General features: G+C 42.5%; 12 protein-coding genes and 1 other annotated feature. Of the genes, 2 read left to right on the forward strand and 10 right to left on the reverse strand.

Annotated elements, in window-relative coordinates; all coding sequences use genetic code 11:
• Positions 1–3: 3 nt before the first annotated feature.
• The 7 genes from E4K68_RS05135 to E4K68_RS05165 form a co-directional block, all read right to left on the reverse strand.
• Positions 4–1,077: an ABC transporter permease gene (locus tag E4K68_RS05135; protein WP_135377801.1), complete on the reverse strand. Its 1,074-nt coding sequence runs from the start codon at positions 1,075–1,077 to the stop codon at positions 4–6.
• Positions 1,067–2,587: an ABC transporter ATP-binding protein gene (locus tag E4K68_RS05140; protein ID WP_243450267.1), complete on the reverse strand. Its 1,521-nt coding sequence runs from the start codon at positions 2,585–2,587 to the stop codon at positions 1,067–1,069. Before E4K68_RS05140 ends, E4K68_RS05135 begins: the two co-directional genes overlap by 11 nt.
• Before the next feature lie 84 nt (positions 2,588–2,671).
• Positions 2,672–3,796 (reverse strand): BMP family ABC transporter substrate-binding protein, encoded by a 1,125-nt coding sequence (locus tag E4K68_RS05145; protein WP_135377803.1) that lies wholly within the window; start codon positions 3,794–3,796, stop codon positions 2,672–2,674.
• Between the two features lie 816 nt (positions 3,797–4,612).
• A complete protein-coding gene (locus E4K68_RS05150) occupies positions 4,613–5,818 on the reverse strand; it encodes a lactate utilization protein B (RefSeq protein WP_135377805.1) in 1,206 nt (401 codons plus the stop codon).
• Positions 5,815–6,801 carry a (Fe-S)-binding protein gene (locus E4K68_RS05155; protein WP_135377807.1) on the reverse strand — a complete coding sequence of 329 codons (987 nt, stop codon included), beginning with the start codon at positions 6,799–6,801 and terminating at the stop codon, positions 5,815–5,817. The genes E4K68_RS05150 and E4K68_RS05155 overlap by 4 nt, the downstream gene beginning before the upstream one ends.
• Before the next feature lie 280 nt (positions 6,802–7,081).
• A complete protein-coding gene (gene serC / locus E4K68_RS05160; RefSeq protein WP_135377809.1) occupies positions 7,082–8,167 on the reverse strand; it encodes a 3-phosphoserine/phosphohydroxythreonine transaminase in 1,086 nt (361 codons plus the stop codon).
• Between the two features lie 124 nt (positions 8,168–8,291).
• Positions 8,292–9,782 (reverse strand): 2-isopropylmalate synthase, encoded by a 1,491-nt coding sequence (locus E4K68_RS05165; RefSeq protein WP_135377811.1) that lies wholly within the window; start codon positions 9,780–9,782, stop codon positions 8,292–8,294.
• Between the two features lie 41 nt (positions 9,783–9,823).
• Positions 9,824–10,165, reverse strand: a binding site (T-box leader).
• A gap of 560 nt (positions 10,166–10,725) precedes the next feature.
• Between E4K68_RS05165 and E4K68_RS05170 the strand changes: the two genes are divergently transcribed.
• Positions 10,726–11,286: a hypothetical protein gene (locus tag E4K68_RS05170; RefSeq protein ID WP_135377813.1), complete on the forward strand. Its 561-nt coding sequence runs from the start codon at positions 10,726–10,728 to the stop codon at positions 11,284–11,286.
• A gap of 148 nt (positions 11,287–11,434) precedes the next feature.
• Here E4K68_RS05170 and E4K68_RS05175 read toward each other — a convergent pair whose 3' ends face one another.
• Positions 11,435–13,480, reverse strand: coding sequence for a heterodisulfide reductase-related iron-sulfur binding cluster (locus tag E4K68_RS05175; protein WP_135377815.1), 2,046 nt, complete (start codon positions 13,478–13,480; stop codon positions 11,435–11,437).
• A gap of 30 nt (positions 13,481–13,510) precedes the next feature.
• On the reverse strand, positions 13,511–14,155 hold the full coding sequence (locus E4K68_RS05180) for a 3-hydroxyacyl-CoA dehydrogenase NAD-binding domain-containing protein (protein WP_135377817.1): 645 nt from the start codon (positions 14,153–14,155) through the stop codon (positions 13,511–13,513).
• Positions 14,156–14,936: 781 nt separating this feature from the next.
• Here E4K68_RS05180 and E4K68_RS05185 point away from each other — a divergent pair.
• Positions 14,937–15,353, forward strand: coding sequence for a hypothetical protein (locus tag E4K68_RS05185; protein WP_135377819.1), 417 nt, complete (start codon positions 14,937–14,939; stop codon positions 15,351–15,353).
• Here the strand turns inward: E4K68_RS05185 and E4K68_RS05190 are convergent.
• Positions 15,324–16,772 (reverse strand): sigma 54-interacting transcriptional regulator, encoded by a 1,449-nt coding sequence (locus E4K68_RS05190; RefSeq protein WP_243450268.1) that lies wholly within the window; start codon positions 16,770–16,772, stop codon positions 15,324–15,326. The genes E4K68_RS05185 and E4K68_RS05190 overlap by 30 nt on opposite strands.
• Positions 16,773–17,046: the final 274 nt, after the last annotated feature.

The following is a 17,046-nucleotide window of genomic DNA, read 5'->3' on the forward strand; positions in this document are numbered from 1 at the left end:
CCGTCATGCCTTCTTTCTTACCAAACGGTAATTGTTAAAGATTTCGCCTGCCAGCACGAAAAACAGAATCGAACCCTGAAACATGGAAACCATACTCGACGGAAAACCAGAGGTCTGCAGACTGAATCCCCCCACCAGCAGCCCGCCCATCAGAAAGGATACGAGCAGGATACTAAAGGGATTCAGCCGCGCAAGCAGGGCAATGAGTATGGCTGTGTAGCCATAGCCAGGAGAAATGGTCTGCTGTAACCGGTGAAGCACGCCGGAAACCTCGGCCATCCCAGCAATTCCTGATACAGCCCCACTTAAAAACATTACCATCAATACATTTTTAACATAGCTCATCCCGGCATAGTTGGCTGCCTTGCGGCTCGAGCCGCTGACTGAAATCTCATATCCCCACTTGGAATATTTGATAAGGATGTACATCGCTACAGCAATGATCAACACTAGAAAGATGGCGTAACTAATACGTGTGTTGCCGAAAACAGGAATGGTCGCGCTATCAGGAAATGTTTTCGTGAGAGGAAAATTGTTTCCCTTAGGGTCTTTCCAAGGACCGTAAACAAGATAGGCCATCCAAAAATAAGCCACATAGTTCAGCAAGAGAGAGCTGATGGTTTCGTTAACATTCCAGAATGCCTTCGGAATAGCCGGAATCAAGGCCCAAAGCCCGCCACAAATAAAGCCTGCAATCAGCATGAGTGGAAGCATGATAAGTTTTGGTAGGTCCGAAAAAAACAGAGCGAAATAGGTTGCACCGAAAGCGCCCATATAAAATTGTCCTTCCGCCCCGATGTTCCATAATTGCATGCGGAAAGCCAGTGAAACCCCAAGCGAGCAAAGTGCTAGAGGAATCATTTCTACGAGCGTTTCGCTAAGGCCATAGATTGAGCCAACGGAGGATTGAAAAATCTCATTGTAGAGCTTCAACGGGTCTTTTCCAGTAATCAGCACAAAAAGTCCCGCAAAGAGTAGACCTAGCACGATTGAGGTCACGGAGATGCCGAACTTCTTCAGGGCAGAGCTTGTATTTGCTTTTTTAATCTCCCAACTTCCCAACAGTTTAAGATTCATGAAGATCTACCTTTCTTTTGCCGGCCATCATCAGACCGATTTCTTCACGCGTTGTTTCGCTCGGCTTTACAACACCCATGATTTCACCCCCGTGCATTACAATGATGCGATCCGTCATGGAAAGAAGGTCTTCCAGATCCTCTGAAATAAGGAGTACTGCCTTGCCCTTTTCACTCTGCTCTATGAGCAGTCGTTTGACATAATCGGTTGCCCCGATATCAAGACCGCGCATCGGATATACCGCAATAATCAGCTTTGGATCAGAATCTATTTCACGCGCAAGCAACAGCTTCTGGATGTTTCCGCCTGACATCATTTTAACAGGGTTAGTCGTACTTGCTAACCTGACGTCAAACTTCTGCATCAATCGATCGGTGTCATTTCTAACTTTATCCCATCGAATGAAGGGACCAGGATACTTGCGATAACTTTTAAGCGCCATATTTTCATACGCGTTAAGGTCCGGCGCAAGCCCGGTTGTCATGCGATCCTCCGGGACATAGCTAATACCGAGATTAATTCGCTTTTTACGGCCGGATTTTGTGCAATCCTTTCCGCAAAAGAAAAGGTTTCCCGTCTTGACAGAACGCAGGCCTGCCACCGCTTCCGCAAGCTCCTTCTGGCCGTTTCCGTCAACGCCAGCAACCCCAAATATTTCTCCGGCATATATATCAATTGAAATATTTTTCAATTTCAGCAAACCACTGTCACCCAAAGCTGATACGTTATTCAAGGACATAATTTTTTCGCTTTTTAGGTAGGATTTCTTTTCCAACTGGTCACTGATATTTCTGCCCACCATCATTTTGGCAAGCTCTTTTTCATTCGTATTTTTGGTATGAACAGTACCAATGGATTTACCGTCCCTCAGAACAGTAATGCGATTCGTATTTTTTAAAACCTCATTCATTTTATGAGAAATAAGGATCACGGATTTCCCACTTTCTGTCATCTTTAAAAGTGTCTCATAGAGAGCATTTGCTTCCTGAGGCGTCAGGACAGCGGTCGGTTCATCAAGTATCAAAACCTTGGCTCCTAGTAACAGTAATTTGATGATTTCAACCCTCTGTTGTTCACCGACCGAGAGTTGCCAAATTTTGGCCTTAGGGTCAATGGAAAGTCCGAAAGCTTCCGATTGCTTGATTATTTGCTGCTCAATCTCTTTTAGGTTATAAATCTGTTTCAGACCCTTGATACTAAGCATGACATTTTCCGCCACCGTAAATGGCTGAACGAGCTTAAAATGCTGGTGCACCATACCAATGCCGTAGTTGACAGCATCCTTAGGCGACGAAAAGTCAGTTTTTTTGCCTTCAATGTAGATGTCACCCCCGTCGGGACGATAAAGACCTGTGAGCACGCTCATCAACGTGCTTTTACCCGCCCCGTTTTCACCCAGCAGAGCATGGATTTCGCCAGTGTTAACGTCAAACGAAACCTGATCATTGGCCAGGATGCCCGGAAATTCTTTTATGATTTTACGCATTTCCACCATGGGCGTATTTCCCATTGATCTCACCCTTTCAAACATTACCACAAACCGGCGAAAGTCTCGCCGGTTTGCGGGTACATCATTCTTCTGTTTTTAGATCGGTTAAGATTTGGGAATTGTTCCCGATACGCCTTTAACAAACCAATTAATGGAAAGAAGAATATCATCTGTAGCTTTATCGCCTTCTTTGATCTTCAGGTTTCCGCTTTGATCATAGACCGGTCCCGAGAAGGGATCGAATTTACCAGCCATAATATCCTGTTTTTTAGCAGTTACAGTGGCTTGGAAGTCTTTATCAACTTTGGAGCTGAAAGGCGTTATATCAATGATGCCGCCATCTTTAATACCGCCAAAGTATTGTGTAGGCTTCCAGGTTTTGTTCATAACTTCCTTCACAACTTGCACAAAATACGGACCCCAGTTTGATACATCACCGACAAGGATAGAATTAGGTGCAAATTTTGACATATCGGAATCGTGACCGATGGCAAGAACACCTCTATCCTGTGCTGTTTGAGCGAACGTTGGGGAGTCAACATGCATCGCAAGCATATCTGCACCTGCGTCAATTAGACTATTGGCAGCCGTTTTCTCCGTCGCTGGATCGTTCCAGGAATTTGTCCAAACAACCTTAACTTGGACTTTAGGGTTAACCGACTGGGCGCCAAGAGTAAACGCATCAATATTGCGGATGACTTCAGGCGTACCGAACGGCGCAAGGAATCCTAGAACATTGCTCTTGGTGTATTTGCCAGCCACCATACCAGTTAAATAGCGGGCTTGATAGTCACGATTGAAATAGGTGCCTAAATTGTCGGTGGTTTTGTAGCCACTGCAATGCTCAAAGACTACATTCGGGAATTTCTTTGACACATTGACCATGTAATCCATGTAACCATAGCTGGTACCGATAACGATATTGTTGCCCTTTTGAGCAAGATCCGTGAAAACACGTTCAGCATCTGCAGTCTCAGGAACATTTTCAACAAACGTTGTCTCAACGTTTTTCATATTTGCTTCGAGGAATTTTCTGCCCTGATCCTGGGCGTAAGTATAACCGAAGTCACCCACAGGCCCAACATAAACAAAAGCAACCTTGATTTTTTGAGTTGCTTGGGAATCCGAAGTCGCCGCCGGCTTACTTCCCTGAGAGCACCCGCTGAGTATCAATGTCATAATCATGGCTAAGATCAAGGTCTTAATGCTTATTTTCTTACTTATTTTCATATTCTTTCCTCCACTCACTAGCTTCTTTATTTAGAATTTATCGATTAATCAAATCTCTTTTCACCCCACCTCTCTTCCTTCTTACATATGACAATTACAAAAACTTATGCTGCATCGCCGTTTTTACTTCTGTCTTTAGACATAATTCCTACTCAAACCATCCTCAAGACTTTTTCTGAATCGCCTTAATGTCCAGTATAATAATTTCGAAATGCCAATGGCAATGCAACATAAAGTAATACGCAAAAATAGGTTATTGGTTATATCTATCTAATTTGGGAACTTTTTCTCGAAGTTTTGATAAAATAAAAAGAAGTTATATTATCTCGATTTATGACCGAGAATTATAGCTTCTTTGCTATCTAATCTATTACCACGAATAAACTATTGAGTAGATTATAATAGTTTTTAGCCGATAGTTCAAGTAATCTCTGCCTTTTAAGAATTACCATCATCATGCCAATCCTAGATTCTTTGTCTTTTGTCACCAGCATTCGAATAATCAACTCCGCATCGTCAATTTTGACTTTGGAAATTCACGTTTGGTGATCTTTCTTATACAAATACTCACCGTAAATGCTGTTTTCTTAAAGGTCGTGCAAGAATCATATGGATTATCTTCGTATGTACTTATCTGATATATGTTATCAATGGAGATTCATAGAGATAATTTCTCCATAAATCTCCATTGATCTCCATAAATCTTCCTTGTTACGATAAATTAGCTTTTTTCATTATATTATCTAATCATAAAAATTACAATATTATCTTAGTACAATTTGAACATCATACCTCAAGCTTTTTTCATCATCTTCGCTATTCGCCGTAAACCGCTCTCCTACGCAACTCTCCTACCATTGCGGGCACCTCAATACTCATGGGGCACCGTTCTACACAGCGTCCACAACGTAAGCAAGAATACACGAGCGGAGCAGCTTTTTCTACGCCTCCAGCCACAAAGGCTGTCCAGATCGCGCCAATTCCGCCCATATATGTGTGCCCAAAATGCCCAGCCGTCACTTGAAACACAGGGCACTCATACATGCATCCGCCACAACGTAAGCAATTCAGTGCCTGGCTGAACTTTTCCTCATGGGCCATTTCACTGCGACCACTGTCCACGAAGATAACATAGAATTCTTTAGGACCGTGCGCCCCGTAAGTTGTTACTTTCTCGATGTCACCCGTTTTACTCGGTCCGCTAACGATATTAACATAACCTGGTATACCATATTGCGCATAGCGCCAAGTAACCTCTGCCACTTTCATGGCATCCTGGAACGTGGGCACTAATTTCTCGATCCCCACCATGACGATATGGACCGGAGGCGCACCCGTTGCCAGCCGTACATTTCCTTCGTTTTCAATAATAACCATAGCCCCTGTGTCCGCCGCCACCACGTTGGCTCCGCTGATCCCGACATCCGCCGTAAAGTACTTATCACGCATGAACTCACGCACGACCTTTACTTCCTCTGCAATATCAGGCGGCACTTCTTTGCCAAAAAATTTACTAAAAACTTCAGCAACCTGTTCACGTGGCACATGAATTGATGGTGAAAGAATGTGCATCGGACGTTCCTTACGCAGTTGTAGTATGAACTCACCCAAATCCGTTTCCCAAACTTCGTTACCATTTTCCTCAAGGTACTCACGCAGATGAAGTTCTTCTCCCAGCATACTTTTTCCTTTGACGATGGTTTTACCCTGCCCAATAATCCCCAGAGCAATTTCCAAAGCGGCTTGATGATCCTTAGCGTAAAAAGCTTTCCCTTTGTTGCGCTCTACAGAAGCCATCGCCTGTTCTAGCAGTTCGTTCAAGTTAGCCATGGCCTGGGTTTTGATCTCCTGAACTTCCAAGGCCAATTCCGGTGTGTGCGGAAAACGTTCCAACGTTTCGGCAACTGTGTTGCGGTAGGAAGTTACTGCCCTGGATATAGCTGTTCGTATGTTAGTGTTTTCGCTGGCTGAATTGAGGGACTTAGCATAGGTGACAAAGTCCTTTCTTAAATCGACGGTCATGCTTTTACCCCCCTATATAGAAATTCAATGAGATCTTCAATTTTAGCAGAATCCCCTTTAGCTTGACCGCCCTCCAGTGCTGATAAACAATACGGGCAAGAGGTAAGAATATGCTCAGAACCGCTTTCCTTCAACTCATTCACTCGGCGGGATCCAATGACATGAGATAATTCGGGAAATAGAATTTTAATGGGTCCACCACAACAGGACGTCCACTCTCGGTTGCGCGGCGCCTCTTTCACCTCTGCTCCGACACTTAGCATAATATCTCTCAACTCTTGGTGTATCCCCATCTCACGGGCCAAACGACAAGAATCATGAATGACAACAGCTCCAGGGATTTGGTTCATGGCCAGTTTATCTCGTCGTTGCCAAACTAGATCCACGAAGGTGAGAATTTCCAAGTCAAAACCCTCAACCATTTTAGGATAGATGAATTTAAAGACCTCTGCAGCATGCGGAGAAAGGCAAACAATGGTTTTAGCTCCACTCTTTTTAATCACCTTTGCTACTTTTTTAACATATTCCTTCATATCTTCCATATAACCTAGTTCATACAGCAAAGCACCGCTGTACAATTCCTCATTTCCCGCATAACAAAACTCATAACCTAGCCCTTGAAGCACCTTCGCAGCCTTAAAGCAAATCGAATTGTACCGTTCCCGATCCTTAGCCAGCACCGAAGAGTATATCTTTTCCGCACTAATTCCGGCTTTGTCTAGCATATTGCGCACACCCATCATCATTGAAAACGCCTTGCTACCTTGATCAATGTGGGTAATCGTTTTAACCAAGGAGTCGATAAAGGGGAGCAACTGGTATTCTCCACCTGTGTAGAAAAGCAATTCCCCTTTATCTGGCAAGTTAAGCCCCTTAGCCCAGGCTGCAACCTCTGAACCCTTTAAGGCCAGCGGATTACCATGTTTAATAATATTGTCGCTGATAATATCCAGTACCATCGGCAGCTTCATTTTCTCGACCATCAATGCGTCCTCCCTAAAAGCGAAAATAGTAGGCTTAATTCATAAAAGCGCGCGTCGGTTATCTCTGCGCGCACCTTAACATACCCAATCACATGCGATAATTGGCGTTAATCCCCTTCATATAGTATAAAGAAAATTCCCGGTAAAGGTAAGCCATCTAACCTATGTATTCTGTATTCCTTATACTGAACACCAAAGCAAGGGCAGTCTAACCGATGATCCGGTTTCGACTGCCCCGCTTCCTTTACTACTTGATTAGTTCAAGATCACTGTCCCTTACCTAGCCGTTTTTGCTTTGGAAGGCTTTCATAAATTCAGCCAAAGCCATACACCCTTCGATACTCATGGCATTATAGACAGATGCTCGAATGCCGCCCACTGAACGGTGACCCTTTAAACCGATCATACCTTGTTTTGTGGCCTCAACCGCAAAGGTCTTCTCCAATTCCTCGTTTGGCAAACGGAAGGTTATATTCATCAATGAACGGCTGTCTTTGACGGCATGCCCACGGTAATAGCCCTCGCTGTTGTCAATAGCATTATATATGACGGCAGCTTTCTCAGCGTTGCGTTTTTCCGCTGCAACCAAACCACCGTTATTTTTAAGCCAGCGCAGAACCAAATTTACCATATAAACAGAATAGCTGGGTGGAGTGTTGTAAAGGGAATCATTTTTAGCATGAATATCATAGCGCAGCATCGTGGGGATGTTTGAGGGAATCCCCTCCAATAGGTCCTTGCGAATAATGACTACGGTTACCCCAGCAGGACCCAGATTCTTTTGCGCCCCAGCGTAAATCAACCCAAACTTAGAAACGTCAACTCGGCGTGAAAGAATATCACTCGACATATCAGCGACCAGTGGAATGTTCCCTAAGTCCGGGTATGACTGCCATTGAGTACCGAAGATAGTGTTATTGGAGCAAAGATGCACATAGGTAGGATTGTCACTCACTTTGATTTCATCGGTTCCAGGAATGCGAGTATAGTTTTCTTCTTTAGTACTAGCAGCAACATTCGTCTTAACAAATTTCGAGGCTTCCTTGTAGGCTTTTTCTGCCCATGCTCCTGTAAGGATATAGTCAGCGTGACTGTCTGCGCTGACCAGATTCATGGGTACCGCGGCAAATTGAGTACTTGCTCCGCCTTGAAGGAACAAAACCCGGTAATTTTCTGGAATCTCCAATAATTCCTTAACAAGTGCTTCAGCCTCGGAATTAATCGCCTCATATTCTTTGGTGCGGTGGCTATTTTCCATTACAGACATGCCAGTTCCTTTAAAATTAAGCATTTCTCTCTGTGCTTCTTCTAAAACCACAAGGGGAAGTGTGGCAGGTCCGGCATTAAAGTTAAAGATTCTTTCCATTTTATGGTCAATCCTCCAATTTGCATTTCTTTGCACAACCTTATTGAATCATTATATCCCCTTAAATTGACTGTAGCAATATCAAAGTTGAAAAATATATCTATTATATGACACAATCCGCAGATCATTTAGCCAAGGCATTCAAGTAAGCTTTAGCACTAGCCTCAATGATATCCGTCGAGAATCCCTTTCCTACCACAAGACGACCATCCTCATAGCGCAATTTGACAGTGGCCTCTCCTAGGGCCTCGCTGCTTCGAGTTACAGACTTCAATGTAAAATCTTCAAGCATTGCTGTGTTCCCAGTTATCCTGTCAATTGTATTAAACAAGGCATTCACTGGGCCATTGCCACAGGCGGCATCCGTAATCATCTTCCCCTCTTTTTCTAAAACGACGGTAGCTGTAGCCATCTCCACCCCATTTGTCACAATAGACATACTCCGGAGAACAAGATCATTCGTAGGATTCCCTGAATCGCCCATTAAAACATAAAGATCTTGGTCAAACACTTCTTGCTTGAGGTCCGCGAGCTGTAAAAACCTTTGATAAACCTCATCAAGCTGATCACCCTCTACTACATACCCTAGTAGCCCGAGACTATATTGGAGAGCATGTCGACCCGACCTTGCGGAAAGACTGATTAAATTTTGGGGAACACCGATGATTTCTGGTTGAATAATTTCATAAGTTTCTCTGTCTTTTAAAACCCCGTCTTGGTGAATGCCAGAAGCATGCATAAAGGCATTGGCACCGACAATCGCCTTATGATCTGGAACTGTCACTCCTGTAATGCGTGAAACGAGTCTACTGGTAGCAGATATCTCCCGAGTGTTCACATGACTCTCTACCCCGTAACCATCCCGCCGGGTGTAAATCGACATAATGACCTCTTCCAAGGAAGTATTCCCTGCCCGCTCTCCTATTCCATTGATCGTCCCTTCCACCTGGCGGGCTCCCGCTTTAATACCCGCTAACGAATTGGCCGTTGCCATTCCTAAATCGTTATGGCAATGAACACTCACGATGGCTTGATCAATATTCTTCACGTTCTTAATAACGTAACCAATCAGTTCTCCGTATTCCCAAGGGTTAGCATAGCCGACCGTATCCGGGAGATTTACAACCGTGGCCCCGGCTGAAATCACTGCCTCGATGACTCTGGTCAAGAACGCCGGATCCCCACGGAAAGCATCTTCCGCGTAAAACTCGACATCACTTACATATTTCTTAGCATACTTGACTGCAAAAACAGCTTGCTCTACCACTTGATCAGGTGTAAGTTTTAATTTCTTGGCCATATGAATGGGAGAAACTCCTATACCCGTATGAATCCTGGGATATTCCGCTTGGCGCAAAGCTTCTGCACAAATATCAATATCCTGTGCCACAGCCCTAGTCAACCCGCAAATCGTGACTCCTTTGATTTCCTTGGCAATAGTTCGGACTGATTCCATATCTCCAGGTGAAGAAGCTGGAAAACCGGCTTCAATAATATCGACGCCAAGCTTTACTAGCTGATGGCCAATCTCTAATTTCTCTTTGACATTCAAGGTAATCCCCAAGGATTGTTCTCCATCTCTAAGGGTAGTATCAAAAACATATAATTTGCTCATGTTTAAATTCCTCCTTAAAAATAAATAAACCCTTCGTCTCTGATTGAGACGAAGGGTTAGTTCGCGGTACCACTCAAGTTAACAGCAAATAGCTGTCTTCTCTGCAGATACGGGAGTAAATCAACAATCGTGGTTCGTTGTTCGTAATTCGACCCAAAAAATAACGTCACCGATCGAACTCCTTACATCGAACAACAATCTTTGAGTTATCCGATATCTCCTTCCTTTTAACGGTGGAAGCTCCGTCCGAGCCTACTTTCAACTACGATTTCGGTCAGCTACTCGAGGAAGAGTTCCAATTCTATTCCGTTACTGCCTTTCACCAACCAGCAGCTCTCTAGAACGGAAAACGCAACTGTACTATTCCCTCTCATCGTCATTTTAGCATTTTTTTATATCTTACACTACTTTCGCTAATTGTCAAGTGTAACAGCGATTTGTTCTCTTCATTTCTGTGATTTTCAAAAGCAAAATCGAGACGCTTTTTGCCGGCCTAAATAGACTCCTCGGCACTAGTCAGGTAATTTCGAAACACTGTAGTCCAAGGACAATTCTATGAAATCTATATCATTCGTTCTAATAAAATATTAGCTAGAAGAATGCCCAAAACCTGTAGAACGATTTTCGCATGAAGTCTAATAGTTTTTCTCTGGTTTGCCAGGAAATTTACTAAAACGACAAACCCCTAACCCACCACAAATAATCAAAAGCATGATGGTTATATTAATAACAGGGTCACCAACGTATGACTAGAAAAATTTCCAATATATGGGGATATGAATGAATTATTATACTCTTTTTGACTACATGGCAATAAGAGTGTGTAAGCTCCGATTTATAGCATTCAAATTAAAGTCCCCCGCTAAGTAATATCTAATTATTCGGGTAACGCTTTCAGGAATACCAAATAAAATGGGATGTCAAATTTAAGGAGGCGGAATTCATGAATGAGCAATCTGAACGCACCAGAACAGTTGAATTTGAATTAGGCCCTGAAGACCTAGTGATTGTATCGCAGTTAGAACCTGATACATTTCTCATAAAGGTAAAAGTCTATGAACAGAAAGATTTCATCCTTAATCCAAATCCTTTGGAGAATGACAATCAAATGGCCGAATACTCTATCTGTCCTGGCTGTTTGACCGAAGCTGTTGCTGACATTAGGGACATGTACACAGGCTGGTCTAAAATTAACAAAAGTTCGCCTATACAGATAATAGGGATTCACAATCAAGACCATAACATCCTCTTCATACAATTCTGCTTGGGTCAGCGTTATTTTATATACGAACGCTGCCCAAAATTACATAAAGAAACCGTGTACGAAGAATTATTTGGCCAAAAACATAACTTAAGGCTAAGGGGATTAGGACGCGAGGACGAGCAGTATCTAATTACCAATCTAAGGTTTATGCCCAAAGCCAAAAGGGCAATTAGCTTCTATCCCTATAAAACCCAATATATTCTTACTCGAAAGCATCACTCGTTGCCTCATTCTTGCTAATGCTTAATAGGCAAGAATTCAAATCAACTGTAACAGTCTATAAAATTGTGAATAATCCTTAAATCCATATATTTATTAATCACAAGGGGGTTGCAACAAACTGGATAAATTTGTTGCAACCCCCTTGTTAGGTCTTTAGACACACGCCTTATAGGGCTTGAACTAAAATTTCAGCTACATCTAGGACTCTCGTTTTGTCACTAGCTTCACGAGCATTTATACCGTCATTTATCATGGTTAGGCAGAATGGGCAGGCTGCTCCCACAAGTTCTGCACCAGTTGCAATGGCCTCGTCCGTGCGCATTACATTAATCCGTTCGCCCTCGTGTTCTTCCATCCAAAAGCGTCCTCCGCCAGCCCCACAGCAAAAGCTCTTTTCCCGATGGTTTTTCATTTCCGTGACGTTCAACCCCACGAGTTTTAGCAACTCACGTGGCTCATCATAAATGTTGTTATAGCGTCCGAGATAACAAGAATCATGGAAGGCTACCGATTTTGCATCTGTTTTCCCCAGTTTAAGCCGACCTTCCACGGCAAGTTCTTTAAAGTAAGTCGTATGATGAACTACTTTAAAATCCGACCCCAACTGCGGGTATTCATTTTTCAAGATATTAAAACAATGCGGGCATTGGGTGAGAATCTTTTTGACCCCATACTCCTTCATAACCTCGATATTCTCGCTCGCCAAGGTTTGGAAGAGAAATTCATTACCGAGTCTTCGGGCAGAGTCGCCGCAACATTTTTCTTCATTTCCTAAGATAGCAAAATTAATTCCAGCAGCACGTAGGAGAGCGACAACCGCAGTCGCTACTTTTTGATTTCTTGCGTCGAATGCACCGGAACACCCGGGCCAATAAAGAATTTCGGCCTCAGGATTTTCCTCTAACGTTGGCACACCTATCCCTGTTAAAAAGTTTGCTCTCGTGGTCCAACCAATCCCCCATGGATTTCCATTATTCTCCATATTGCGGAAGGCAAGTTGTACTTCGGCTGGAAAACGGCTTTCCATGAGAACTAAATGACGTCGCATATCAATCGTTTTATCAACGTGTTCCACAAACACTGGACACTGCTGTTCACAGGAACGACAGGTCGTACAGGCCCACAGGTCTTCTTCAGGTATGACTTCTCCGACAAGGGATCTAAGAGACGAGTGCTCACCGTCTTGGGCACTGGCGACTTCCGCTAGGCCATCTCCGACTGCTAGCTTTTCCTCTCTTTTCAGCTGATCAAGTGCCCTACCCTCTTCTTCCATCAATCCCTTAATTTCCTGAATTGCCTGTTTTGGATTCAAGTGCTTGCCACTGAGATACGCAGGGCAATTGTCTTGGCAACGACCACAGCGCAGGCAGGCATCCGTATTGAACAACGCTTTCCACGAGAACTCTTTCAGTGAGCTGACGCCATAATTTTCTATGGATTCATCCATAAAGTCGATAAGTGTTGGAACGCCAATCGGCCCTCGTTTGCGAAAGAATTGATTAAAAGGCGCCAATAAAATATGAAACATTTTTGAGTAAGGTAAATACCCGATGAAAACCATTGCTAGTAATAAATGGAACCACCATAGCCAACGATGTAAGGCTAAGAGTTGTCCTTGACTAAACCATATCTTTAAAGGAGTGGCCAGCCATGATCCAGCGATACTCCACGCTGACCATGGATCCACAAGAACAGCCATGCGTACTCCTTGAATAACAAACCCTGTGACAAGAATTGTGAAAATCAAGACTAAGGTTATTGCATCATCCGCCCTATTATTCATCGCTTCAGGCCTTAGGATATAACGTCGGTAAGCCGCCATTAAAATCCCGACAATTGCCGCCAAGCCGAAAAGATTAGCTGTTACTTTAATGAAGAGATAGAGTGTTCCTTGGAAAATGTTCCAGCCTAAATCAGATTGTAAAGTAATCATCGCTGTGGCAAAGGCTAGAAATATAAAGCCTACAAATATTGCCAGGTGCATGATTCCTGCGTAGCCTTCTTTAAGAACTCGTTTTTGCCCGAGAGTATATATCAATATATCTTTAATTCCTTGCCAAGCCTCGCTCCAACGGTTTTCAGGTTGACCCATTTTCCATAGTCTAACGCGACGGTATATCCCATACCCAAAACTCAGAAGAGCCAACGCGAAGAAAATATAGAGCCAATGATGGCCTTCAATATTCCAATACACTTGTCGAGTTGCGACCATGTTATCTTCTCCTTTAATCAGTTTTGAAAACTAAGCCCATCTTACACAGCACGAACCCATTCTAACTAATGTATCCACATTCCTCGAAGTTCCGAGTCCTTCTTCCACGGCGCGAACGGTCTTAGCTTGAGCTACAACAGGTACCTTGCCCATAGCCTGCATCGCTATAGATGCCACGTTCACAGTCTCATCACTGGTATCCGACCCACGTATGACTTCCACCTTTCGCATTACCCGGGAAGGATTCGAGAAGCGCAGCCCGACAACCTTATCAGGGCGGGAAGTGGCGGAAGTTAGAGTACTCATCGACTTAGATGAAGTATTAGTGCCAAATATTGTATCTGGACTGCAAATCTTGGCTAACCTTTCCAAGGCTATCTTCTTGATTTCGATTTCATCATAAATAGCCTCAATCACCAGATCAACAGAAGCAAAGTCCTCCATGTTTGTAGTGATGGTTATCCGTTTTAGAATTGCTTCTTTTTCATTTACTGTCATTTTCTTCATTTCAATTTTCCGACCTAGAGACCTGGAAATATTCTTAATCGCACTTTCTACAAATCGTTGCTCCGCACCATAGAGTACTACCTCGAAACCTTTCATAGCTGCTAAGTGCGCAATTCCAGTTCCTCCACCCATCGTACCTGCACCCAAAACCCCAATTTTCTTAATCATTATAAATTCCTCCCTCAATCTTTTTAATCTTGTACCATTCTACTTGGCATTAAAGGGCGATAACCTTTCCTATAACACGCATCGCTTAGTATGATAAGTGGATTTTTATACTAATAAGTTGTTCCATGGATTTAGGCTTAAGCACTTTAATCCATCCCCCCTTGTCATGGCGATATAAGTTACCTATACCAGTTATATAAGCAAGTTTCATGCCAAAACACTTGTTATCAATATAATTTATTACAAGAGACTCTAAAAGGTGCCAATTCACTCAATAGTTTGTAAATTGGCACCTTTTAGATAACTATAAATTGTAGGTTTTGAATGCTCTTTTCCGAAAAACGGTTGCATATTAACTACATTTCGGTTGCATTTTAGCTACTTTGTATTCGTTTTGCAACATTATATATATGGATAGCATCAACGGCTTTCTCTCTAGCCATTTTCTCTTCGAGCAAAATATTCTTGAGAACTCATTTTGCCATAGGAAATGACTATTGTTCTATCTGCACTTAGAATCATGAGAATATTTTATACTAATAACGCCATCTTCTCATTACTCTTAGCAGGAAATATCTGAATTAAAAGAGAATACACTATAATCAAATGTAATGGAATGATTATAGGATATGATACTAAATTCATATCGATCAAACGGCGAGTGTCAAAAAGAATACTAATATTGTTAGGCCCAGCACAACACTGGATATACACTATACCCCACGATACAATAAACCAGAAAAAAGGCACTAAAATATTAACGAAAGGAAGGTAACGTAAAATGAAAAAATGCGACGAACTTATTCTTCTCCAAAGATTTACTTCGACCGGCCAAGACAGTGGTATAAGAAAACTGTGCGAATCAGAGGTTGCTAAGTGTAAAGTAATCCACGACGGTCTCATTGCAAGCTTCGAAGAAAAAGCCGGAAAAGTTTCAGATGGTACTGAGATACAAGTAATCAATAAATTCACAGCGAGCAATGATGAGTGTGTATCTCCCGCGGGGCTAGTCAATGTGAGTCTAGACTATTTGGCAAAGTTACTAACCTTCGCAGATACGGCAGGCATCCAATGGCAAGTGGATATAACTGAGCGCGTAGATTCTCACTTCAAGGGGTTATTCTACTGTAATGTAAAAGTAAATTGTACGAAAGACGAATTTGTGGATCTAGCTAAAGGAAAGGGATTTAGGTGTTAAACCCTTTACTTTCTGACTCTTTCGATACAGCATGGTACGGTGGATTCCTAATCGCTGGGCAGCCTCACCTACCCGACCGCCACATTCTGCCAGCACTTGATTTATATACTCTTCTTCAACGGCTTTTAAAACACTTTTCAAAGTCCCGCTATAAGCTATATGTTTTTCAGGCGAACATTCTTCACTCTCTAAACATGTGTTTCTAGTCAACAGGGATTCATCCTCAAAATTTATAATATCACCGTCTGACGTAATAACTAATCTTTCTACAACATTCCTTAATTCCCTGACATTTCCAGGCCAACTGTAGTTGAGAAATGCCTGAGTTGTCTGAGTAGAGAATACCTTCTTTAAAGAATATTTTCTATTCAATTCCTCTAAAAATTCATGAGCAAAAACAAGAATATCCTCAGGCCTTTCTTTCAGAGGGGATAATTTAATAGGTATTACATTGAGGCGATAGTATAAATCGCTTCTAAACAGCTTTTGGCTAATCATAATATTTAAGTCTTTATTCGTAGCCGCAATAATTCGGACATCGGTCTGGTAAATTTTTGTATCGCCTAACCTTTGTGCTTCGCTGGATTCTAATACTCTCAGTAGCTTGGACTGCATTGCTAATGGCAATTCGGCAATTTCATCGAGAAATAACGTTCCTTTATCAGCAACTTCAAACAGCCCAGGTTTTCCTTGTGGATTTGCGCCGGTGAAGGCCCCTCGCGCATAGCCGAAGAATTCCGACTCTAGTAATTCATCAGGAATCGCAGCACAATTGACAGGAATAAATAATTCTTTCGACCGGAGACTATTTCGATGAATATACCTTGCCATTACTTCTTTACCAGTACCTGTCTCTCCAATAAGCATGATTGTACTATCGGTCTTCGCGATCACATTACTGATTTTTATAATTTGGCGCATTTGCTTACTCTCAGCAACAGGTTCGCTGCTCACCAGATCTTCTTCCACGGTTTTGCTTCGGCTCACTGTTGTTCCATCTTTTGCTATAGTTGCGATATATTCGTCCACCAAATCCTTGTTGCGTACAGTTGTGATGATCATCACAATCTCGTTATTTTCATCCATTATCGGATTACTTGTAACCATATACTGAACTCCGTGATTGTTTCTCACATTCCCTAATACGATAGAACGGGTTTTTGTTGCCTTTATCGTAGGGGACCAGTCATATAGACCCTCTTGTATATATTCCTCTACATTTCTTCCAATCATTTCTTCAACCTTATAACCCACAAATTGTGCCGCCCCTTTGTTGGCCAAAAGCACGTTGCCAAATCTATCGGTCACAAATAGCGCATCCGATGAATTATCAATAATCTTTTGTAGTAGAAATTGCTTTTCAATGCTTTTTCGTAATTCGTCCGAATCCTGTATTTCCTTTTTATGGTCATAATCCACTTTAATACCTCCTCAACTAGACTCTCACATGACCACGATCCGTATAAAATTATTATATAATTCCCACTTCACATTCTACTTACTCTATTCAACACGATCTTGATATTACCTTCCGTGAAAGACAGATATTACAAGTTGCGCCATTTCATTACTCTATTTCTTCATGCAATCTAGAAATACCTACTTTATCTTTATTAACTTATATTAGAATCTAAAGACTGCTTCATGAAAAAGCCGCAGCACGTTTAGGACGTGTTGCGGCTTTTCAAACTAT

It is taken from the genome of Desulfosporosinus sp. Sb-LF, assembly GCF_004766055.1.
Classification (GTDB): Bacteria; Bacillota; Desulfitobacteriia; order Desulfitobacteriales; family Desulfitobacteriaceae; genus Desulfosporosinus.

Coding starts and splice junctions, on each gene's coding strand:
- E4K68_RS05135 (WP_135377801.1), bottom strand. CDS start 1,077: ATGAATCTTAAACTGTTGGGAAGTTGGGAGATTAAAAAAGCAAATACA.
- E4K68_RS05140 (WP_243450267.1), bottom strand. CDS start 2,587: ATGGGAAATACGCCCATGGTGGAAATGCGTAAAATCATAAAAGAATTT.
- E4K68_RS05145 (WP_135377803.1), bottom strand. CDS start 3,796: ATGAAAATAAGTAAGAAAATAAGCATTAAGACCTTGATCTTAGCCATG.
- E4K68_RS05150 (WP_135377805.1), bottom strand. CDS start 5,818: ATGACCGTCGATTTAAGAAAGGACTTTGTCACCTATGCTAAGTCCCTC.
- E4K68_RS05155 (WP_135377807.1), bottom strand. CDS start 6,801: ATGGTCGAGAAAATGAAGCTGCCGATGGTACTGGATATTATCAGCGAC.
- serC (WP_135377809.1), bottom strand. CDS start 8,167: ATGGAAAGAATCTTTAACTTTAATGCCGGACCTGCCACACTTCCCCTT.
- E4K68_RS05165 (WP_135377811.1), bottom strand. CDS start 9,782: ATGAGCAAATTATATGTTTTTGATACTACCCTTAGAGATGGAGAACAA.
- E4K68_RS05170 (WP_135377813.1), top strand. CDS start 10,726: ATGAATGAGCAATCTGAACGCACCAGAACAGTTGAATTTGAATTAGGC.
- E4K68_RS05175 (WP_135377815.1), bottom strand. CDS start 13,480: ATGGTCGCAACTCGACAAGTGTATTGGAATATTGAAGGCCATCATTGG.
- E4K68_RS05180 (WP_135377817.1), bottom strand. CDS start 14,155: ATGATTAAGAAAATTGGGGTTTTGGGTGCAGGTACGATGGGTGGAGGA.
- E4K68_RS05185 (WP_135377819.1), top strand. CDS start 14,937: ATGAAAAAATGCGACGAACTTATTCTTCTCCAAAGATTTACTTCGACC.